We start from the raw sequence: 21,596 nt of genomic DNA, 5'->3' as shown, positions 1-21,596 counted from the left end.
TCGAAATAATAATGACAGTTATATTTACTTTATTTGTAATGATATTTCTGACTTGCTTCGGGTAGATTAACACCGAAAGTCATCATGAGACTTCATTCACTTACAGGAGGTAAAATAAAATGAAATTAGCTGCACACGAACTACATGAATTACATGAATTAACAATGAGCTGTGTTAATTCAATAACGAATATGTCATACATGTATCAGCACATCCAAGACTCCGAATTTAAAAGCATCCTTGAAAGACATTACCCTTTTCATATCCGTGACTATAACATGAAAGTAGAGTTCTTAAATCAAGCAGAAGGTGCAAAAATGGAATTGCCATTATTTAAAGAACAAGGCAAACTGTCTGATTACACTCAATCACCAGTTAGTCAATATCCACCAGTTCAACCACGTACATCTATTCAAGATTTCAATGATCGTGAAATGGCTACTTCCTATTTATTAACATTAAAGCGCGCTGGAAGAGAATATGCATATTCTGCGATGGAAGCTGCCAATCCAGAATTACGTTCTTTTCTTCAGACTGCATTTATGATGAGTTGTGGACATGCATATGATATGTGGCAGTATATGGTTCAAAAAGGATACTATCCATTAGAACCCGCTGACCAAACAATGATTAGCAAAATTGGAGCAATGTATCAAGTCGTACCAGAAAATCAAGAAATCATTCAGCAGGCATTAAATAAATATCAAGGACAAAATCCTATCGCAGGAGAAAGTAATCAAATGTATCAATAAATTGATTTGCACTAGAGGGGAGACTTTTAGTTGGTAATCAATCACTTTGTTGTTATGTGAAGAACAAAAATACTAAGTAAAGGAGGTATGCGCTACATGTTCTATCATGTAAAAGAATTACAGTATCACGCTAAGCCATCACAACCAGATCCCGTTTATGCTAAAAAACTTCAAGAGATACTTGGCGGCCAATATGGTGAAATGTCAGTCATGATGCAATATTTATTCCAAGGTTGGAATTGCCGTGCCGAGAATAAATATAGAGATATGATTTTAGATATTGCTACAGAAGAAATCGCCCATGTTGAAATGATTGCAACAATGATTGCCCAATTATTAGATGGGGCCCCAGCCCATGACCAAGAGCAAGGTGCTCAAGATCCCGCTGTTGAAGCTGTTTTGAGTGGTATGAATCCTCAGCATGCCATTGTAAATGGATTAGGCGCTCAGCCAAATGATAGCGTTGGATACCCATGGACCGCACGTTATACGATTGCAAGTGGAAACCTCTTAGCAGATTTCCGTGCCAACTTGAATGCAGAATCACAAGGACGACTGCAGGTTTGTCGTCTTTATGAAATGACTACTGACCCCGGTGTAAGAGATATGCTTTCATTTTTAATCGCTAGGGATACGATGCACCAAAACCAATGGATGGCTGCCATTGAAGAATTAGAACAAACGCAAGGAGCTGTAGTACCAAGCACCTTTAATCAAGAATTTGAAAAACAAGAAGTTTCTTATTCGTTTATGAATTTTTCAAAAGGTGAAGAAAGTAGCAGAGGACGTTGGGCTAGCGGGCCATCTCTTGATGGACAAGCAAATTTTGAATATATCCAAAACCCGCAAGCTATGGGACAAAATCCACAATTAACACCAGGACCAGAGTATATTCATGGTACTCCTCCACTTGATATGCGAGTCATGCAAAATGGGATGGAACCTAATCATCAACCATATATCCACTAAGAAACACGCTCCCCTAAAGGTAGACAGATTTAGGGGAGATTTTTTATGGAGGGCGAGGGCGGCACTATTTATTTTATGTTTCGAAGCTAAAGTTAAGAATGTTTTACAGCTTTTGAATATCACGATCTCTTAACCTATTTTCTCATCTAATTATGGAATCCATTTGTCTCTCTTTCTTTTATTATACAAGAACATTTGTTCTGTTTCAATAGTAATACGAATATTTGTTTGCAATAAGCCAATGATTCAATTATTAAATCCTGAATTTTAAGAGAACCACCAGAAAAATAGGTCTTTTTAACCTTTGATAGAAGCGATCTTCACAAAAGAAAGGCCTAAGGATCTATTCAGATCTTTTCATATTTATTCTAAAATTGAAGAGATATACAATAATTCAGTGGATAAATCTGTATAATTTATATTGTTGAGGTGAAACAAAATGAGTCACATAGGCATATTGAATGACATAAAAGGGGCAATTAGCGGACATTTGGGAGATATAGAAGGCAAGATTGAAAAATTAAAAGCCGCAAAAAAAGATATAGAAAAAGAACATGAAGAGGGTATTGTCGAAATTAGGCAGATTTTAAATCCGCATCTTGATAAACAGTGGACAGGCGAATTCGCCACTGACTTTGATAAGGAACGAGATGAGGCACATACAAAGATGCATGATATTGTCAATGAGAAATACTTAGATTATATCTCCACTATTGAAAACAAAATTACCATTTTAAAAATTGAAAAGGAAGCTTTTGATAAATTAGAAAAGGTGGCAGCGGGGGTAAATCATTTAATTGAAAAAGGCGAAGAGGCAGTTGATGAGATAAAAAATCAAATAAACAATCAAATGGACTACCTTAAAAGCGAATTGGGGAGATGGTTCTCATGACGAAGATTAAACTGAAACATGGCATTGTTATGAAAAAATTAAATACTGTCAAAAAAGCAGTAGAAGATTTAGAGTTGGCAAAAAAGGGATCTCACGGCAAAAACAAATTGTCCTACACAACAACATATAAAAGCCAAGAAGACTCCTTTATCAATATGCTTGACGGCTATAAACAAATTGTTCAACAAAATATCAAGGATGTAAAAGGCAATGTTGATTTACTAAAAGAACAAGACGAGGCTATTGCCAGAAAATAAACTGGGGAAAGGGAAATTCGATGGCGAAAAACAAAAAGAATGACAAGGGAAAAAATAACGAGTTGGACAGTTCAGTTAAAGTCTTTGAAGCGAGTACTTTAATTGAAAGAGCCGATCAACGAAAAAAAGATTATAAAAACTTGAAAGAGAAACTTCAGACACTAAAGACAGCCTGTGACGGAGTGGCAGATTTAGGCGATGATTTCACAGGAAAAGGTGCAGATAACATTAAAGAGTTTTTTAGAGGGCAGTCCGAGGTTGTCGACAGTTGGATCGCACTAGCTGATATGCAGATTTCGTTTTTTAATGGGGTTGCAGGCGATGTCAAAGATAAGAAATTAACCGATTCGTACATTGAAATGTCTTTTTTAAAGACTGAACTGAAAAATGCAGATAAAAGTTCGGATGAAATTGTCTTGGATCTAAAAAATAACATGGATCGGATCATAGATCGAGTGAATGATATCGTGGATCTGGATAAGTGGACGGATCATAATTATACAGTGGAGATGTCAAAAGCACAAACAACTCGGAAAAATGCAATTGATGCTGTGGACGATCTCGATAAATCTTTAACAGGCGAATACATAAGAGCTACGGCGGAAGCCAAGAGTGTCTCCGATAAATACAAAGCATTGTTGGAAGCCACAAGTAATGGAAAAACCGCTTCTCCTATGTATTTTGATAAGAAGGCTTTTCACTCGAATAAGTTATATAAAGAAGCAATCAAAATCGATAAACAGGCAACTGAATATATTAAGGCGAAAAAAGAGCAAGCAAAAGCAAGAGAACTGCAAGCCAAACAGGAAGCAGAAATGGAACGCTTGAGAAAACTGCAAGAAGAAGAAGAGAATAAGCCATGGTATCAAAAAGCTTTGGAAGGAACCAAAACATTTGTCGGGGAAATGAGTGGGTATTATGATTATAAGAGAGCGAAAGATGGTGTTGACCCAGTCACAGGTGAGAAACTGACAGCTGCTGAACGTGTAGCAGCCGCAGCAATGGCCACAGCTGGATTCATTCCAGTTGTAGGTTGGGCTGGTCGTGCCGCTAAAGGCGGAAGAGCCATTTATAAAACAGCAAAAACCTTTAGTGCCGCTGAACATGCACTATCAGCCTATAAAACGACGAAAGGCATGCAAGTCCTGAAAATGACGGAAATGGGCGCATACGGTCTTGCCACTTCAAATGGCTTTAGTGAAGCCCTAACGGGTAAAGATATGTTTGGTCAGAAAGTGTCAGCGGAAAGACAGAAGCAAAGCTTAATTGACGCAACATTAAATATGGTCGGGGCAAAAGCTGCAGCTGGAACAAGAGCTGTAAGTGGGACAACAAGAGCCGCAGTCAGGTCAAAAGATGTAGTCAAACCAAGTCAGAAAATGACCCATCTTATTAAAGCAGCAACTAAAAAATACCCGCTTGCGAAATCACCGAAAGCTGTTATCATGAAAACAGCAAAGAAAATACTTGATAAAGTGAAACGTATCAAAGTCCCTGTAAAAGCAAGATTGCATGCAGAGGAATTTGTCACAACAACCGGTCATAGGTTTAAAAACTACCATATGCATGTTGAGAAAAAGACTTTAGGTGAAATTGGCCATGGGATTGTGAAGTTTGCTCGTGGTAAGGATAGTGCCAAAAGTGTGGCAGCAGATAGTTCTACAGTAAGTGGAATCAAAACATTTGTCGATAAAGGAAACCAATTTACAAATGGTAGAAGAAATAGATTAAAACCTAATATTAGATATAAAACGGGAGAGTATGATTACTTTTATGAAACAGATCATTTGGGTAGGATTTCAAAATTTGAAACAGAAAATCTTCAACTAACAGAGAGAGAAAAAAGATTATCACATAGCAGAAATACATTAGGTAAAATAAAAGGCAAAGATCACGCAGGTCATTTGGCAGCTGACAGATTTGGGGGCTCACCTAAAATTGATAATTTGGTTTCACAATTGTCTGATGTTAATCTAACGCAATATAAGAAGATTGAAAATGAATGGGCTGCAGCTTTGAATGAAATTCCTCCTAGAAAAGTGGAGGTTAATGTTAAAATCAAATATGATGGAGATAATACACGACCATCAGAATTTATTGTAGAATATGAGATAGATGGAATTTATGATGAAGCAACTATAATAAATTAGGGGTGAATGATTTGGGTAAAGTATTTGAGGATTACTTTAGTGAATTGCAAGCAGATATGGTTTCGATATGTATGGAATATGTTGAAGATAGAGCAGATAAAGTTTATGTTTATGGTTCATGTGAAGAAGGAATTATTGCAAGTTCTTTTTTTTACGATATTAATAGTAAGATTGTTGAGAGACATAAACTTAATGATGCGATACTCAATGGAGAGAATGATACAAACTTTTCTTATGATGTATCAGTGGAGCGACAAAAGGCAGTTATGAAAATAATTAATGAAAATATTAGAGAAATGATTAAATTATGTAAAAAATATGATAGAGATATGCCAACAGAAATGAAATTAATATATGATGTGAAGAATGGTGACTTCAAAGCTAATTATAAATATGAGTTAGTTTATACTAATCACGATACGAAAACAGCTCGTAAAGTTGCTAATGAGTGGTTTGAGGAGATAAAAAATAATAACCTTTAAAATGTTTACAGTAATAAATATATTTAAATTTGAGTTAATAACCAACTCATGAAGTTTGTATCATCATGAAGTAGTTTTTCTACCCTTAAAGGCTGTCCAGTAAATCGAGTTTTGACTACTGGACGCCTTTTTTACGTTTAATAAATGTTGGTATATCGATAATCTTGAATCATGACTCTTACAATTTTGCTGATCCCTGTAAAAGCAAGATTGCATGCAGAAGAATTTGTCACAACGACCGGTCATAGCTTTAAAAACTATCATGTGCATGTTGAGAAGAAGACATTAGGTGAAATAGGCCATGGGATTGTGAAGTTTGCTCGTGGTGGAACAGGTAAAACTAAAAAGTTTTTAGGGCGAAATGGTCCCCAATGTACAAGTCATACAACATGGAAAAACGGTAAAACAGAAAGAATAGATGTTGAAAATCCAAATCCTGGTGAAAGAGACGGACAGATTCACTACCATGAGCCTGATAATACGAAGTGGTACTTAGATATAGAAAATAAAGAGTTCTATAACCAAAAAACTGGTGAACTAGCACCTAAAAAAATTCAAAAACCTTTAAAAGATAAAAAATTTCCAGAAAACAATAGATAAAGGGTTGAAATATTTGGGTGAAAAGCCCATCTTTAAATAGTTATTAAGGAGTGTAACATAGGAACATGGAATATATGAATATAAATATGAAAAAGTTGAAAGATAAGTTATGTAATGATTTAAATGCAATTAAAAATATTGATGTTTCACAGATAGAAAATATTAAAACACCGAATATTGTTGAATCTGGTGAATGCTTTATTCTTGATATAAAAAACAATTTAGATACTGAAAATATCAATTGGGAAAGAGTAATGAAATTTCATCGAGATAAAACAGGTTATGAGGCATCTTGTAATGAACTCAGAGTCAATGATTATATTCAAAATACAGATGAAACAACTGTCCTTCTATACGCATTTCAAACGATGGATGGTTGGGAAAAACAACTTAAAGATAGATTTCCGCAGCATAAATTTATCTTAATACTAAGCTATGACCAAGGATATGCTACTTTACGATTTCATAAAAAAAGAGAAGATGAAAGTAATTGGTTGAGTGCAGACTTGGAAAAATATAAGCAGCAAGCAATTTTAGTAAAGGAACTATAATCTGTAAAAATACTTATTAAATTCTTTTTAGAAAATTATGCTTTAATCCTATGAATAAAAGGATTTGTGTTCTCTATGGAGTGTAAGCTAAACTGTGTAAGTGAGAGAGCGTACAGCTCTAACTTCTCAGTTTAGTTTTTTTATTATTAAACTATCACTAGTATTATTCAGTTTACTTATTTCTTTTAATTTGCCAATAAGGTAAATAAGGTAAACCTCTATAAAGATGGCTCTGTCATTGGGAATTATTTTACGATGACACCTGTTCTACAAGGACATTTTGTTTATCGAAAAATTACTTTACCTTTAATTATTCGAAGGCAGATATGCGCTGGTTTCCACAATGCAGCCCTTAAATAACGGCTAAGTTTGTAGCGTTTTCCTCTTGCTCTCATCACCTTTTCCTCCAGATCAACATCACTTGAAAAATCCAAGTTATTGCTTCTAGTATCTTACTACAAACCCGATCCAAATCACTCATAAATTCAGTTTGAAGCCTATAAGCAAGGCTTTGTGAGTTAACCTTTAATACTTAGCTTATGTTTATTTAAGATATTCTGAATGGTTCTAACAATGGTAGACCGCAGGAACGTGTAGCAGCCGGAGCAATGGCCGCAGCCGGATTTATTCCAGTTGTCGGTTGGGCTGGTCGTGCCGCTAAAGGCGGAAAAGCCATTTATAAAACAGCAAAAACCTTTAGTGCCGCTGAACATGCACTGCAAGCCTATAAAACAACGAAAGGCATGCAAGTCCTGAAAATGACGGAAATGGGCGCATACGGACTTGCCGCTTCGAATGGCTTTAGTGAAGCAGATATGTTTGGCGAGAAAGCGTCAGCGGAAAGTCAGGCACAAGGCTTTATTGCGCAACATTAAGTATGATCGGGGCAAGAGCCGCAGTCGGAGTAAGAGCATGACCTATCATTAAAGCAGCAACTTCTTAAGAACATTGGAATTTTCGAAGTCCTAACAAACGTCTGGGCCTGAGTAGTGTAGCCAGTCGCTTCAGACGGAACATACCAAGCATCCAGGTGTACGTTGTAATAGAATTTTATTGAGGGGTAGAAAATAAATTTTCAGATGAAACCTGAAATCAAGCCGGTTTTAGAGTTAATAAAAACCAAGTTTAATGATTTAAACCCTTAAAACAGCCCCCACCCCCAGAAAAGCAAGCCCTATTCAAGGTTCTAGGGGTATTCAATCTTCCTTCACTTCCGCTATAAAAACAGTAGCACTGACCAAGGCTTTGGTCTGTACTACTAATGTTAGGATATTAAACAGATTGTCTAGTAATGATTGATGATGACATGGTCACAACTTCTCTTTTTACAACACTTTTGTTATTCAATATACGAATGATGGCCTCTATCGCTTTTTTGGCAAGATCTTCAACAGGGATATCAATTGTCGTAATTTCAGGATTAGTTACTTCACAGATTGATTGATTATCATATCCAAGAACAGCTAGTTGCTGTGGGATTTTGTATTGATAATGGGATGCTCTCTTAATGATACCTGCGGCTACTTGATCATTTCCTGTAAAAATAGCAGTTGGTTTTTCTGTCATGCTATGAATTTGATCCATAATCCTGAAACCATCTTGGATGGTAAAAGCGTGACTGAACACCCATTGATCGTGAAAACGTAAGCCTGCATCAGACAAAGCCTTCATAAAGCCTTTTTTCCTCATCATCTGAGCTTTGCTGTATAGGTTGTCACAGCAAAAAGCAATTGAATGATGTCCATTTTTAATAAACAGCTCTGTACCTTTATAACCGGCTTCAAACTCGTCATAGCAAATCACTGGGACTTCCGCTTCAGCATGAAGCTCGTTTGCCATCACGATCGGGCCGTATTTGAGGTATCCTTTGATATCTTCCCAGTCGTTTTCGAGGCTGCACAAGATGATGCCATCGACTTCTTTCCTTTTCAGCAAATCCATCACTTTCAGTTCGTTTTGCTTTTGATAAAATGTTTGAAAAACAATCACTTTATATTGAAATTGCAGGGCTTCAGCAGACATATTTTTCATCAGTCGAGCAAAAAAGGGATGGTCTACATGGGGAATAGACACTGCTATGAACATGGTTTTATTGGATCTGAGTTTTCGTGCAGAGGTATTCGGAATGTAGTCCATTTTTTTTATGACTTCTAAAACCCGTTGCCTTTTTTCTTCAGATACATAGGGATGGTCGTTTAGTACTCTGGAAACTGTTGTTTTTGACACATTACTTAACTTTGCAATTTCGTCAATAGTAGGCATAAAGTCACTTCCTGAAAAAAAGAGTTGTTATGGTATCGATTCCATCATTTAAAATTTGTGATGAAATATGACAGTTCTTAATAAAAATGGGGTGAAATTGATGAAAACCGCAAGCTGCAAAATGACTTGCACAAGTAAAGACTTATTGATCCTTTTCAATGATTTGAAGAATGGAAAGCCGGTAAATGTTAGCCGTATTGAAGACAGCCTGATCAATCAAAAGCTAAAACAAACTTTACAGAAACGCAATTTCGACATCAATTTCAATTTGCTAAACAAGATGGTTTCCCCTCCTTTAAGAGTTGATTTTATGCCGCTTCATCGCCTGATTACAGAAGAAGAAATCGAAGATGTTTTAAGCGAGGTCAAAGCTGTGCTTCCAACCGGACAATTTACGAGTGGTCCTCAAGTTCGTGTTTTTGAGTCTGAAATCGCAACCTTCCTTAACAAGAAGTACTGTCTTGCTTCTTCAAGTGGAACAGATGCGATGATTGTTGCGTTAAAGGCGGCAGGTGTCGGACAAGGTGATGAAGTCATCATGCCGGCAAACAGCTTTGCTGCTACAGAAAATGCTGTGCTTGCTGTAGGCGGTATGCCAGTTTTTTGCGATATTGATCCTGACACCTTTTGCATGACGGCTTCTGATATTGAAAACAGGATGTCTAGTAAAACAAAATGCATTTTACCTGTTCACCTTTATGGAAAACAGCCTGATATGAAAGCTATTGCAGAAATTGCTGACCAATATCGGATTCCTATTATAGAAGACGCATGTCAATCAATTGGTGTTACCGGCTTAGGAAAATACAGTCTTTGCACGATTCTCAGCTTCAATCCGTATAAAAATCTTGGCACATGCGGAAAAGCCGGTGCAATTGTAACCGATCAGCAAACATTTGCCACTTCGTGTATTGAATATATGTATCATGGGTTTGAGTTAAATCAGAAAAATAAAAAGACCGCTGATTACGGCTTTAATTCAAAGATTGATAATCTTCAAGCAGCAATCGGACTGGCTAGAATGAAATATCTATCATTAAATAATCTGAAACGACTATCATTAGCAGATCGCTATATTAAACATTTGCAACTGTATGAAGAAAAAGGTCAGATTAAACTGCCGAAAATGGCTGAAGACCACGTGTGGCATTTGTTTACAATTAAAATAATAAACGGAAATCGAGATCAAGTCAAAGAAAAGTTGTACAATCTTCATCATGTTGAAACAGATGTGTATTATCCGGTTTTATCCCATCAACAGAAAACATCACTTGTGAAGACTCACTATCAGGATACAGTACTTCCTGTAACTGAATTAGTGCATAAACAAATGCTTCAGCTGCCTCTTTATCCGCATCTGACGATAGAAGAACAAGACAAAGTAATGGAGGCTTTGATTGATGTCATATCATGAAACACTTTCTTTTCACAATTTAGAGCAAGTAGACAAACCAAAATATGCCGTATTTTGTGACTTTGATGAGACGTACTTTGCTCACAACATCACTGATGAATCGAGAAAAGCATTGATCGATCTTGAAACATTTATTCATTCGCATCATCTCGATAACAAAATATTACTTGGTTGGGTAACCGGTAGCAGCCTGTCAGCTGTTCTTACTAAAATGAAGAGTGGAGGATTTCAATATCTTCCGCACTTTATCGCCAGTAATCTTGGAACGGAAATCACATTTTTTTCGAAGGAAGGCCAGATAACTGATAATGAATGGGAAGAGCGTTTGCGTCAATCTGGTTTCACGTATGAGACGGTCAAACAATTAAAGAACACTCTAGATGAGATGTATGGGATTACACTTATTCCGCAAACACAGCATGGTTATTCTGGTTACAAAGTGAATTATTATTATACATCTGTGAATGAAAGTGCTGATCAAACAGCTCTGGGTGTCATTAGAGATCTTGCTGCAAAGCATCAAATCGGGGTGAATATTAACCGCTGCAACCCTTTAGCGGGAGATCCTGAAAACAGCTATGATGTCGATTTTATCCCTTTGCAGACAGGTAAACCTTACATTGTCGATTTTATTTTAGATAAATTTAAAATCAGAAAAGAACATGCATTTGCATTTGGTGACAGCGGGAATGATGTGGAGATGCTTAAAAAGGTAGACCATGGATATTTGGTAGGGAATGCGACAGCTGAAGCGAAGTTGCTCCATTCTCGTATCACGCAAGGTTCATATACGACCGGCATTTTAGAAGTATTAAAAGCTCATATCCAATGATAAGGAGTGTTTAATATGAAAATCGGAATTATTGGAGCAGGAGGCATTGCAAAGGCACATGCAAAAGCGATCTCCACAGTTAAAGGTGCTGAACTATCAGGGTTTTTTGATATTAACTTGCTTACCTCACGTAAAATTGCATTTGAATATGGAGGTACTGCATTTGAAAGTATACAGGATCTGCTGAGTGCATCATCAGCAGTTATCATTTCATCACCTAACTTTTGTCATAAAGAACATGTACTAGAAGCGCTCGCTGCGGAAAAGTATGTGCTATGTGAAAAACCTATGGCTGTTTCTATGGAAGAAGCTGAGGAGATGAGAAACAGAGCGATTCGATCTGCTTATATTCCGATTATGGGCTTTAATTACCGGCATCTCAAGTTTGTTCAGCAGTTAAAAGAGATGTTGTCCAAGAATGAGCTTGGTGACATTTTATCTGTCAAAGTCGATTTCAAGAAAAACAGTGCGCTTAGAAGAAAAAAATTTACTTGGCGTGATCACTCAACAAGCAATAATACAAGTGGAGCCTTGGGAGATCTAGGTGTGCATTTAATTGATCTTATCCTACATTTGTTCAATAGCCCATTTAAGTTAGATAGTTTAAAAGTCAAAATGATGACAGTTGTCAAAGAAAAAGAACAAAAACAGGTACATGTCGATGATCATTCTGAGGTATACGGACAGCTTGAAAATAAAGTATTTGTGAAAATGGTCACATCAAAATGTACAAAAACGGAAGATTGCGGTTTCAGTATAGAGGTGAATGGGCAGAACGGTGTCTTTTACTATCACTCAAGCCAGGGGAATGAATGTCTACTTAGGAATGGGTTAACAGAACAAAAAATCACTCTGTCAGACAATTTTCTGACTGATCCCCAAACTGAATTTTATGGCTGGGCGGATTCCTTTAGATCTCAATTAATTGAATGGATGAAAGGAATTCAAGATCACGATTTTGCACGGCTCGCTACATTTGAAGATGGATATCAAACACAGCTTTATTTAAATGAATTCTTTGCTAAAGGCCAGCAGTTATCCCTTTCAAAACAAGCGAACTGAGCATTGTGAAAACCCTTGTCGGCCCTAACCGCAGCCGCAAGGGTTTTATTCTGGAAAATGAAGGAGTGGATTTAGTGAAAAAAATTTTTCTATTTGGCTGTTCATTTTACTTTCTTGTCGGCGTCATCCACATACTTTTGGGGAGCCTATCACCATATATCATTCATGAATATCATCGGGATCTTCACGATTTATCCTTCCTGATTTTTTTTCAATTCATTGGTTTTTTAAACGGTGTTTTGTTGGCACCGATATTTGTCAGACGTAGCTCTCATACCACTGTATTGACGTATGGTCTACTTCTCATTTTGGCGACACTTTTAGGGGTTTTTCTCTTTAACCATTTCCTCTATTTTGTGATCATGGGGTTCTTGCTGGGCTTTGGAGCTGGTACTTTGGAAACAACAATGGGAGCGTATGTAATTACACAAGATAAAAATGCAAAAGGAATGAATATTTTAGAGGTTTTTTTTGGTTTAGGTGCTTTGTTGTTCCCCTTTCTCATTTTTATCCTAGTCGAGCACCATTCTTGGAATGTACCACTTTATGTTCTTTTTTTGTTCGTATCAGTTCTTACAGGTTTGTGGTTTATTTTTCTAAAGAGAAAGGGCAATAAGACTGCTTCAAGTCAGAACACATGTCAAATCAAACCGACTGCAACAGCGATCTTTCAAAAAGGAAAAAAGGAAAAAATTATTCTCTTTTTTCTCATTTTTGCATTTTTCTATGCGGGGATTGAGACGAATCTCGCCAATTTTCTGCCGGCGCTCATGTGTGAAAAAGGAGCTGATGAAATCAGCGTTATCAGCGTTTCATTTTTTTGGATGGGGATGGTGTTCGGACGATTTTTATTAAGTCTACTTGGCAATCGCTTAACTTCTGCTATCTTTCTCATATTCAGCACTGCCATATTGACCGGTTTGCTGTTTATTTTGGTATGGCTTCCGCATCATGGAATACAAATTTTGCTGATCTTTTGTATCGGATTCTCTGCAGCAGGGATATTTCCTTGTGCTGTTACACTTGCATCATTAGCTGGAAAACCTTTCACAGAAGAAATGACAAGTTTCTTCATTTCTTCGGCAAGTCTAGGCGGAGCACTTCTAGCTTTTCTAATTGGCTGGGCAATTGATTTTAGCACAGATGTTATTTTGCCATTGTCGTTATTTACGGGGATGGGGCTCTTGCTTATTGTCATCAGCAGCATCATTTTGTTCATTAGCTTGCAAAAAAACAAACAAAGCCATATGGATATGTGAATTCCCTGAAAATGACAGAGGTAGTTTGGAAAAATGCTGCTTCAAATAGCGACACTCAGAAAAGTGGTTTATCGGAAGATACAACAGTTAAGAACACTTCTCGAGCGTCACTATGTAAGAGGTTTAAAAATAACTAGAGGTCAGGTACATATTCATGTTGTGGTAGCCGATATTGGAAGAGATGTTAGTATTGGTATTTGTGAAAGTCACGTTGCAAAATGCCTATCTCTTTGTTTAACCGTTTTTCCCAAGCAACTGCACCTTCAATGATTAGATGGGGTCTAACAACTGGGGTGCAGTTATTCAGATGGGTTTAGAGATTGTTGATAAAAACCGTTTTTTTCAATTCGCTGCTTTTCCAGGCTGACTCAATGATACTGATGACATCTAGGCCTTCCTCAGCAGTAACAGGCGGTTTGCCACCTTTAAGGATACATGCAGCTAGTTCCTTATAATAGGTTAAATAAGAACCATTGAGTGTTTTCACTGTTTCTTTCTTGATGTTTTCACCCTCAACTAAGGTTAATTCTCCATAATATTCAGGTGAATCAGCTCCCCATGAAGCGTCAACGGGTTTTTGACCAGTTCTAAGTGCTTCTTCCTGTCCGTCAATGCCGTATTTCATAAAGCTCCCCTTTGAGCCATGCACTTGATAGCGGGGACCATTAGCCGGGACAATCGAGCCAGAATGCAGTAGTACCTGAAGGTTGTCATAACTGAGCACGACATGAAAATAATCATCTGTTTCTGCATTGTTTCTCTGAGAGATTACTTGAGCAGTTACAGCGTTAGGCTTTCCAAATAAATGAAGGGCTTGATCAATCAAATGTGATCCTAGATCATAAAGGGATCCAGACCCCGCGCCTTTTTGCTCTTTCCAGCGCTGTCTGACATTCGGTCTATACCTGTCAAAAGAAGCATGGAATGTATTGATTTCTCCGAGTTGTTCTTCTTTTATAATCTGTTTAATTGTCAAAAAGTCGTTATCCCATCTTCTATTGTGAAATACACTAAGAACCACGTTTTGTTCTTTAGCTATTTCAATTAATGTTTTGGCTTCTTCTGCATTTGTTGTCATCGGTTTTTCCAAAACAACATGTTTACCAGCGAGAAGGCATTGTTTGGCCATTTCAAAATGAAGTCCACTAGGTGTTGTCACAATCACAAGATCAATATCTGGATCATTCGTAATTTCATCAATCGAGCTGACTGTTTTCGTCCCAGGAATGTCTTGGTGAACTTGTTCTTTTCGAGATGTCATCACTTTTTTAATTTCAAATTCTGTTAAAACCGATAATAATGGGGCGTGAAAAACAGAACCTGACAGTCCATAGCCCAATAACCCAGTACGAATTCTATCCATTTCTATTCTCCTCTCTGGATATGTATTGATTGTCTATTTTATTGTACCTGTTTATTTACATATTTAAAAAAATAAAACGTAATCATTGAATTTTATTTAGTTAACTGGTAAACTATAAATAGTTAACCAGTTAACAGAAAGGAAGGCAAGAAAAGTGGACAACAATACGTATGAACAGGCATTTCAAGCTGTTCAAGATTTTATTCTGAAGAGGGAAAAACGAGTACAGCATGAACAACAGACATTTGCAAAAGAAGCTTTAAAAAGCGAAGAAATGCTGCATAAGCATTGGACTCTGACACAACTTCATATTGTTTCTTTTATTCATGACAGTGAAGCTCAGCTCAACAATACTTCTCTTGCTGAACGGTTGCAAGTGTCAAAAGCGGCAATTACGAAAGCAGTTAATGTTTTGATCAACCATCATATGATCGAGTCTCATAAAAAACCAAACAATAATAAAGAATTGTATTATACCTTAACAGAAGAAGGCAAAAAGTTGGCTGTGGTTCATGAGCGGATGCACGAGATTGCCAAAAAGCGTTACAGCAAGCTGTTCGAGCAATTCACAGAATCTGAACTTGAAACCGTTATCCACTTTCTAAAAGAATGGTCCAAACAGATCTAACCTTAACGAAGAAAAACCCCCCCTTGTGGGGAGGGCGGCTTTTAAACGGCATCAAATAAGATTCGAAGTGAGACAGGACCACGCGTATAAAGTCCTGTTTCGCGATAAACGAAATCCTTTTCTAATCTGATGTTTTGCATATGATCGAGTACGGTGTTGGCCACAATTTCAAGCTCTGTTTTTGCAAAGCCTGCTCCTACACAGTTATGAAGACCTGAGCCGAATGCAAGATGGCGGGCAGCGCCGCTAAATGCACTTTTGACATCAAGATCATCGCGGTAAATGTTGAACTCATTCGGATTTTCAAAAGCTTCGGGATCACGGTTGGCAGCGCCAATCATGCAAAATACGATTGTACCTTCCTTCAGTTCAACATTGCTGATGACGGCATCTTGAGAAAGCTGCCGTGGAATAAGTTGAACAGGCGGTTTATAACGTAGTGTTTCTGCAATTGCCCGAGGGAGCAGTGAACGATCTTCAAGTACATCCTTCATTTGTTGAGGATGATGTAGCAAATGATAGATCATTAACGCAAGTGTCTTATCTGCTGGTTCCGTTGCGGCAAGTAATATGTTCAGAATTAATGCTCGAATGTCTCTATCCGACATGGCTACACCTTCGTACTCAGAAGTGCATAAAATCGAAATTAAATCATGCCCGGGGTTTCCTCTCCGTTCAGCGATTATTGGACTTAAATAGTTAGCAAGCTGTTCACTGCATTTAAGAGAGTGAGCCTGATCTTCAGGTGACTGATTTAAACTCGTAATATATTCAGCAACACCACTGTGCCAAGATCTGATCTTTTCATGGTCTTTTTTGTCAAGTCCTAAAATATCCATTGTTACACAGACGGCAAATGTTTTACCAAAATCATTGACAAGGTCAATGCGCCCTTTTTCAAGATATGGGGCCAAAAGCCTTTCGGCATTTTCTTTGATTAATGGAGTAAGATGTTCAAGCGGATTTCCGACAAAGCGCCGTAAAACGATTCTTCGTTTAGCCGTGTGTTCTTTGCCATGCATCTGAGCGAGTACTGGTCCACGCATAACCGGTTCTGCCCGTTTGGTTAATGGTTTTGTTGTAAAGATATCCGAGTGCTGAAGAACATGGCGAACATCTTGATAACGACTAATAAAATAACTGTCAAGGGATTCTTCATAATGAACTGGATCTGTTTCACGAAGATATGAAAAATATTGATATGGATCCTCATGGTAGCTTTCAGACAGCACACTAAAACTTTTAAGAGAATGGTTCATCTTTTGACCTCCTGCAGGTTTTTAGATTTCAAACATACATTCTCGGATTGCTCGGTGACCATGAGGTATCCTTGATTCGGTCGCATTCTAATCGCAAATTCATGATTAGATATTTGTTCTCCGAGCTTCCAGGGGCGGTGATATGCAAGAAGTGTTTCCTCCACTCCTAATATATCCGGTGCCCCGATAAAAAACGGTAATTCTGCTATCACGTACTCAACGGCCAAATTCAGCATCGCTTCACTAACCTCATCAATCGCTGTCTGAGTGCCTCGGGCTCGTCCTAGTATTGCTGCCTGAGACATCTCTAAGCATGCTTTACGGAAGTGGGGCTGTTCAAAAAACGCATCATCAACCTCATTTCGCAAATGACAGTATGCGGTTTGCTCTGTAAAATCAGAAAACGTATGAATGGCTTCCGGATTGCCGCCATGTGCTTTGAGCGCACGTTCTGCGAACCTTTTATTTCGAGAGACTTCTTTTCGAACTTTGCGTTCGGCTTTTCCCCTCGGAGTTCCAAGTGCTTCAAGCAGATTGGCTGCTTCCTTTCCTGCCAACAGTACCTCTACATGTTCGAATTCATTGATTGCCCAGCCGATCAGTCGATAAATATAATCTTCAGAAAATTGACTGTTAAACGGGCTGATCCCAATTAAAACATGATGGCGGCGTTCAAATATTTCAGTGCAGTTTTGTGTTAATGTTTCTGTTTTGAATGAATGAAGTTTGTTCTTGGTCATAAGCTCTGTCATTGATTTCACTCCTCAGTGGACAATTTGTCAATCAATGTGAATATCGTACTGTGAGTAGAGCTTAGAATAGACTAAGACTAATGCAAATGGAGTGTGGCGAATAAAAATCTACTGTGGTTTGCGCACTAGTGCGGGTGTTAAAGACTGGTTATGAAAAAAATAAAAGTTTACTAGTAAACAATAGTCATTCTATCCCGAACTTTTCCAGATGTCAACAGGGCCTAAGTCCAAAATATGAAAAAAATAGTAACATTTTGTCTGATTATACATAAAAATGCTATTTGTTTGCGGGGAAAATCAGGACGAACAAAATGTATGTAAAGAAATATTAAAGTTGAGGCATTGACAATAAAAGAGTAGCGCGTTACAATATTTTTGTTAACTGGTTAACAATATTAAAAAGTGTTATAAACCAACATAAGGCAGGCGGTTTTCGTGAAAACCTTAAAACTAAGTACGACTTTTATTTTGTATTTAGTGTGTCTCAGTGCATTTTTTGCTTCGTTAAATCAAAACATTTATTCACCGATCATTCCTTTAATCAGAGACTCTTTCCATGTTTCTGTCACTATGGTGAACTTATCAGTTTCCATCTTTATTTTCATTACAGCCGTTATGCAGATCATTATTGGATCAATTGTTGATTTTAAAGGTGCGAGGTTTGTCGTGCTAGCCAGTATGATCATGACCGTTTTCGCTAGCATGGGTTGTGCTCTTGCTCAAGATTTTACGGTATTTCTCATTTTTAGAGTACTTCAAGCGTTGGGAACAGCAGCACTTCCTCTAATCGCGGCGACCACAATTGGCGGATTGTTTGAAGGAACAAAACGGGGTAGTGCAATGGGGACTTATCAAATGTTACTGTCTTTGGCACCAGCCGTTGCACCATTGCTTGGGGGATTTATTGGAGACCGTTTTAACTATTGGGGAATTTTCTGGTTTTTGACAGGCATTTCAATCATTCTGTTTTTAGTAAATGCAATTTGTTTTCCAAAAGAAAAAACGAAGAAAAAAGACCGTTTTAGTGCCAAACAACTTTTATCTCACTATGGTGATATGTTCAAAAATAAAATTGGGAATGCTATATTAATTTTAAGTTTTATCATCTTTTTTGCTTATTTTTCAATCATTGTTTATTTGCCTATTTTGTTGACGGATAGCTATCATCTTGACTTGAAAATTGTCGGTATGCTTTATTTACCGATAGCAGTAAGCACAATTGTAGGGAGTATGGTGTTCAAATCGATTCAAAAGAAAATATCACTACAGCGTTTATTCGTCTATGGAAATCTAACAGCTGCAGGCGGCATCGTGTTTTTTGGACTTACACATACTTTTTCTTTGTTTGTCATGTCCATAGCTCTCATTGTTTTTGGTATCACAATGGGGCTCATTCCGCCGATGTTTTCAACAATGATAACGAACGAGTTTGAGGAAAATCGTGGTAGTGCAATAGGGGTATTTAACTTTATCAGATATATAGGAATGGCGAGCGGACCCGTTATATCCGGCTATCTCTTAGAAAAACTATCATCTGTTCTGATTTTCAGTTGCCTTGGAGTCCTATATGCAGTCGTTAGCCTGCTGATGTTTGCCGTTATGGGAAATAGATTACGAAAAGCGTCACTAAAAGTGGCAAATAAAAAAGCTGCAAGATCATAGGTATAACAAATCGTTTTTTGCTTTTGGCTTAAAAAAAGATAGGAGGCTGCTGTCAAGCAGCCTCCATTCTGAATTAATTTGAGCGAACTAAGACAGAAGAAACTTCATCATTCCATGTTTTTGAACCGTCACCGACAGGTCCAAGTAAATTATATAGGCCGCCTGTATTAGCCAAAGCTAATGCATTACCGCCTCCGTTTGCATGTATATAAACATAGGTGTAATTTCCATGTGGATGGGTTCTGACAGATGATACGGCATCATTAGCATTTCCTGCAAGGTTTGTCATGACATTTGCATATGCTCTGACAGACCAACCCCCGCCGTTTGTGTGTTCGTAAAGTGTACTGTAAATAGGAGCTGCCAGAGAGAATTTGTTTTTCGGTTTAACAGGGTGTGTCTTTAAATATTGGTTAAATGTCCTCTTGTTGTCAAAGTCAATTGAAATTTGTTTTCCACTATCATCTTGAGTATACACTTGGTAGTGAGAGACTTTCGCACCAACTTCTTGAGCCTGTGCTTGACTGTTCATAGTACCAAACAGTGTGATCCCTAGAAGACTGAGTAAGGCTAGTAATCTGACAGCAAATTTCATTTATACTACCTCCTTTTTTTCCACACAACATTGGATGTGCGGTTGCCTTCAGGTTACAACAAGAATCCATATATTACAATATATAACATGTAAGATCATTCTAATTTTGAACAATTTATGACAATTGGTAGAAAAAAAGAGCAAGGTGCGTTTGAGGATTTGTGGTGAAATGTAACTTTAAAAAAACTGCACGATGTATAGAAAGATAGGAGACGTCAGACAGCGCAAACTGAATGAATTTGAGCAAATGATGACAGAGGAGACGCTATCATTTCAATTCTTTACTAAATTATATAAATCACCGTTATTTTAGAATTGCCAATACAGAGCCGCCCCCGTTTAACAAAAAGAAGGGTTAACTTCTCCAATATGAGTTCTGTTACCTGCAAGGTTTGTCATGACATTTGCATATGCCCTGACAGACCAGCCCCCCGCCTTGGTAACGTTCATAAAGTGTACGATAAATAGCTATCGGGAGGATTTGTTTTTAGGTTTAACAGGATGCGTCTTTAAATATTGGTTAAATGTTCTCTTGTTGTCAAAGTCAATTGAAATTTACTTACCTCTTTCATCTTGAGTATACACTTAGTAGTGAGGGACTTTTATACCAGCTTCTTAAGCCTGTGTATCACTGTTCATAGTGTCAAATAGTGTGATCCCTAGAAAACTTCTATGCATTGGAATGTATAGTTACCTTGTAGATTACAACAAACTTTTTTTATTAAAAGATATAACATGTAAAATAAGTCTATTTTCTTAAATTGCTCTTTGACTCTAAACACATGAGCACTTGATTTTAAAAAAAGTAACAAGTGGATTAGAATTGAGGAAGAAAGGAAAGGGGATGATGTCTGATGGCGAAAAAAGTATTAATTGTAACCGGTGATGCAGTGGAAGCTTTGGAAGTCTATTATCCATATTTCCGCTGTCTTGAAGAAGGTTTTGAAGCGGTGATTGCTGCACCGCAAAAGAAAAAACTTCATACGGTTGTTCATGACTTCTTAGATTGGGATACGTACACCGAAAAACCGGGTTATTTAATCGAAGCACACGCTTCATTCGCAGATGTAAATCCATCAGAATACGATGGCATCATTATTCCAGGAGGACGGGCACCTGAGTATATTCGCATGGATGATCGTTTATTAAAGATCGTGACCCACTTCTTTAAAGAAAACAAGCCAATCGGCGCCATCTGTCATGCTAGTTTGATTTTTACAAGTTTGAGAGAGCATCTGAAAGGCAGAGAGCTGACGGCTTACATTGCCTGTAAGCCTGAAGTTGAAGCGGCGGGTGCGACTTATATTGATCAGAAGTTGCATGTTGAGGGAAACCTCGTCTCAGGACATGACTGGTCTAACCTTCCTGAATTTATGAGGGAATTTTTCGCGATTTTAAAAGGATAACCCCGATAAAAATTGGGGTTTTCTTTTCTCGATGTTTCTGTTAACGTTTTATCATAATAAAAACATCATTCTGGTACAGAATAAATGATGAGAGGTGTTCAAATGTCAGAGCATGAACAGATGTTAAATCCGAAAAGTTCAAAAGAAAAAGAAAAAATGAAAAACCGGTTAAAAAGAATTGAAGGTCAAGTAAGAGGAATTCAAAATATGATTGAAAATGATCGCTATTGCATCGATATTTTAGTGCAAATATCAGCGGTGCAGGCGGCAATGCAAAAAGTAGCTTTCAATCTGTTGGAAAATCATACACACCATTGTGTAGCTTCAGCGATTAAAAGTGGAGAAGGCAAAGAAGCAATTGAAGAACTGCTTGATGTATTTAAACGGTTTTCAAAATCTTAATGACTTGAAATACCCTACATGGGTATGGTAGTATAAAAACAAATGAT

Annotated in this window: 21 protein-coding genes and 1 pseudogene; 17 read left to right on the top strand and 5 right to left on the bottom strand. The window is 37.5% G+C overall.

Annotated elements, in window-relative coordinates:
- The first annotated feature begins 119 nt into the window (after positions 1–119).
- From PDT38_RS08670 to PDT38_RS08630, 9 genes and pseudogenes are all read left to right on the top strand, one after another.
- The gene (locus PDT38_RS08670) at positions 120–752 is read left to right on the top strand and encodes a spore coat protein (protein ID WP_270800569.1); all 633 of its coding nucleotides are present in this window, start codon (positions 120–122) and stop codon (positions 750–752) included.
- 96 nt (positions 753–848) lie between these two features.
- Positions 849–1,721 (top strand): manganese catalase family protein, encoded by an 873-nt coding sequence (locus PDT38_RS08665; protein WP_270800568.1) that lies wholly within the window; start codon positions 849–851, stop codon positions 1,719–1,721.
- Between the two features lie 457 nt (positions 1,722–2,178).
- Positions 2,179–2,613, top strand: a complete 435-nt coding sequence (locus PDT38_RS08660; RefSeq protein WP_270800567.1) for a DUF5082 domain-containing protein — start codon at positions 2,179–2,181, stop codon at positions 2,611–2,613.
- Positions 2,610–2,870, top strand: coding sequence for a DUF5344 family protein (locus PDT38_RS08655; RefSeq protein ID WP_172297889.1), 261 nt, complete (start codon positions 2,610–2,612; stop codon positions 2,868–2,870). The genes PDT38_RS08660 and PDT38_RS08655 overlap by 4 nt, the downstream gene beginning before the upstream one ends.
- 20 nt (positions 2,871–2,890) lie before the next feature.
- Complete coding sequence (locus PDT38_RS08650; RefSeq protein ID WP_270800564.1) at positions 2,891–5,020, top strand: T7SS effector LXG polymorphic toxin; 2,130 nt, start codon at positions 2,891–2,893, stop codon at positions 5,018–5,020.
- A 56-nt stretch (positions 5,021–5,076) separates the two neighbouring features.
- Entirely contained in the window at positions 5,077–5,502 is a 426-nt protein-coding gene (locus PDT38_RS08645; protein ID WP_270801700.1) for an immunity protein YezG family protein, read from the top strand.
- Positions 5,503–5,712: 210 nt separating this feature from the next.
- Positions 5,713–6,102 carry a hypothetical protein gene (locus tag PDT38_RS08640; RefSeq protein WP_270800562.1) on the top strand — a complete coding sequence of 130 codons (390 nt, stop codon included), beginning with the start codon at positions 5,713–5,715 and terminating at the stop codon, positions 6,100–6,102.
- A gap of 65 nt (positions 6,103–6,167) precedes the next feature.
- Complete coding sequence (locus PDT38_RS08635; protein ID WP_270800560.1) at positions 6,168–6,653, top strand: hypothetical protein; 486 nt, start codon at positions 6,168–6,170, stop codon at positions 6,651–6,653.
- Positions 6,654–7,240: 587 nt separating this feature from the next.
- A pseudogene (locus tag PDT38_RS08630) lies at positions 7,241–7,510 on the top strand (T7SS effector LXG polymorphic toxin); the annotation flags it as partial.
- 415 nt (positions 7,511–7,925) lie between these two features.
- Here the strand turns inward: PDT38_RS08630 and PDT38_RS08625 are convergent.
- A complete protein-coding gene (locus tag PDT38_RS08625) occupies positions 7,926–8,915 on the bottom strand; it encodes a LacI family DNA-binding transcriptional regulator (RefSeq protein ID WP_270800558.1) in 990 nt (329 codons plus the stop codon).
- A 100-nt stretch (positions 8,916–9,015) separates the two neighbouring features.
- On the opposite strand from PDT38_RS08625, the gene PDT38_RS08620 reads away from it, so the two are divergent.
- From PDT38_RS08620 to PDT38_RS08605, 4 genes are all read left to right on the top strand, one after another.
- A complete protein-coding gene (locus tag PDT38_RS08620) occupies positions 9,016–10,329 on the top strand; it encodes a DegT/DnrJ/EryC1/StrS family aminotransferase (protein ID WP_270800557.1) in 1,314 nt (437 codons plus the stop codon).
- Positions 10,316–11,161, top strand: a complete 846-nt coding sequence (locus tag PDT38_RS08615) for an HAD-IIB family hydrolase (RefSeq protein WP_270800556.1) — start codon at positions 10,316–10,318, stop codon at positions 11,159–11,161. Before PDT38_RS08620 ends, PDT38_RS08615 begins: the two co-directional genes overlap by 14 nt.
- Before the next feature lie 15 nt (positions 11,162–11,176).
- Positions 11,177–12,223, top strand: coding sequence for a Gfo/Idh/MocA family protein (locus tag PDT38_RS08610; RefSeq protein WP_270800555.1), 1,047 nt, complete (start codon positions 11,177–11,179; stop codon positions 12,221–12,223).
- A 74-nt stretch (positions 12,224–12,297) separates the two neighbouring features.
- Positions 12,298–13,482 carry an MFS transporter gene (locus tag PDT38_RS08605; protein ID WP_270800554.1) on the top strand — a complete coding sequence of 395 codons (1,185 nt, stop codon included), beginning with the start codon at positions 12,298–12,300 and terminating at the stop codon, positions 13,480–13,482.
- A gap of 313 nt (positions 13,483–13,795) precedes the next feature.
- Here PDT38_RS08605 and PDT38_RS08600 read toward each other — a convergent pair whose 3' ends face one another.
- Positions 13,796–14,845, bottom strand: a complete 1,050-nt coding sequence (locus PDT38_RS08600) for an oxidoreductase (protein ID WP_270800551.1) — start codon at positions 14,843–14,845, stop codon at positions 13,796–13,798.
- Between the two features lie 154 nt (positions 14,846–14,999).
- Here PDT38_RS08600 and PDT38_RS08595 point away from each other — a divergent pair, with 154 nt between their 5' ends.
- On the top strand, positions 15,000–15,473 hold the full coding sequence (locus PDT38_RS08595) for a MarR family transcriptional regulator (RefSeq protein WP_270800549.1): 474 nt from the start codon (positions 15,000–15,002) through the stop codon (positions 15,471–15,473).
- 41 nt (positions 15,474–15,514) lie between these two features.
- Here PDT38_RS08595 and PDT38_RS08590 read toward each other — a convergent pair whose 3' ends face one another.
- Positions 15,515–16,732 carry a cytochrome P450, cyclodipeptide synthase-associated gene (locus PDT38_RS08590; protein ID WP_270800546.1) on the bottom strand — a complete coding sequence of 406 codons (1,218 nt, stop codon included), beginning with the start codon at positions 16,730–16,732 and terminating at the stop codon, positions 15,515–15,517.
- Complete coding sequence (locus PDT38_RS08585) at positions 16,729–17,484, bottom strand: tRNA-dependent cyclodipeptide synthase (RefSeq protein WP_270800544.1); 756 nt, start codon at positions 17,482–17,484, stop codon at positions 16,729–16,731. Before PDT38_RS08585 ends, PDT38_RS08590 begins: the two co-directional genes overlap by 4 nt.
- Positions 17,485–17,919: 435 nt before the next feature.
- Between PDT38_RS08585 and PDT38_RS08580 the strand changes: the two genes are divergently transcribed.
- Positions 17,920–19,146: an MFS transporter gene (locus PDT38_RS08580; protein ID WP_270800541.1), complete on the top strand. Its 1,227-nt coding sequence runs from the start codon at positions 17,920–17,922 to the stop codon at positions 19,144–19,146.
- 73 nt (positions 19,147–19,219) lie between these two features.
- Here PDT38_RS08580 and PDT38_RS08575 read toward each other — a convergent pair whose 3' ends face one another.
- Positions 19,220–19,741 carry a hypothetical protein gene (locus PDT38_RS08575; protein ID WP_270800540.1) on the bottom strand — a complete coding sequence of 174 codons (522 nt, stop codon included), beginning with the start codon at positions 19,739–19,741 and terminating at the stop codon, positions 19,220–19,222.
- A gap of 854 nt (positions 19,742–20,595) precedes the next feature.
- Between PDT38_RS08575 and PDT38_RS08570 the strand changes: the two genes are divergently transcribed.
- Both PDT38_RS08570 and csoR read left to right on the top strand, forming a co-directional pair.
- Positions 20,596–21,147 carry a DJ-1/PfpI family protein gene (locus PDT38_RS08570; protein ID WP_270800539.1) on the top strand — a complete coding sequence of 184 codons (552 nt, stop codon included), beginning with the start codon at positions 20,596–20,598 and terminating at the stop codon, positions 21,145–21,147.
- Positions 21,148–21,249: 102 nt separating this feature from the next.
- On the top strand, positions 21,250–21,549 hold the full coding sequence (gene csoR / locus PDT38_RS08565; RefSeq protein ID WP_270800538.1) for a copper-sensing transcriptional repressor CsoR: 300 nt from the start codon (positions 21,250–21,252) through the stop codon (positions 21,547–21,549).
- The last annotated feature ends 47 nt before the right edge of the window (positions 21,550–21,596 follow it).

Origin of the sequence: Bacillus changyiensis, from assembly GCF_027706145.1 — a bacterium.
In the GTDB taxonomy this organism is placed as follows: Bacteria; Bacillota; Bacilli; order Bacillales; family Bacillaceae; genus Bacillus; species Bacillus changyiensis.
The sequence above is the reverse complement of the archived record's forward strand: the minus strand, read 5'-3'. Positions and strand labels throughout refer to the sequence as shown.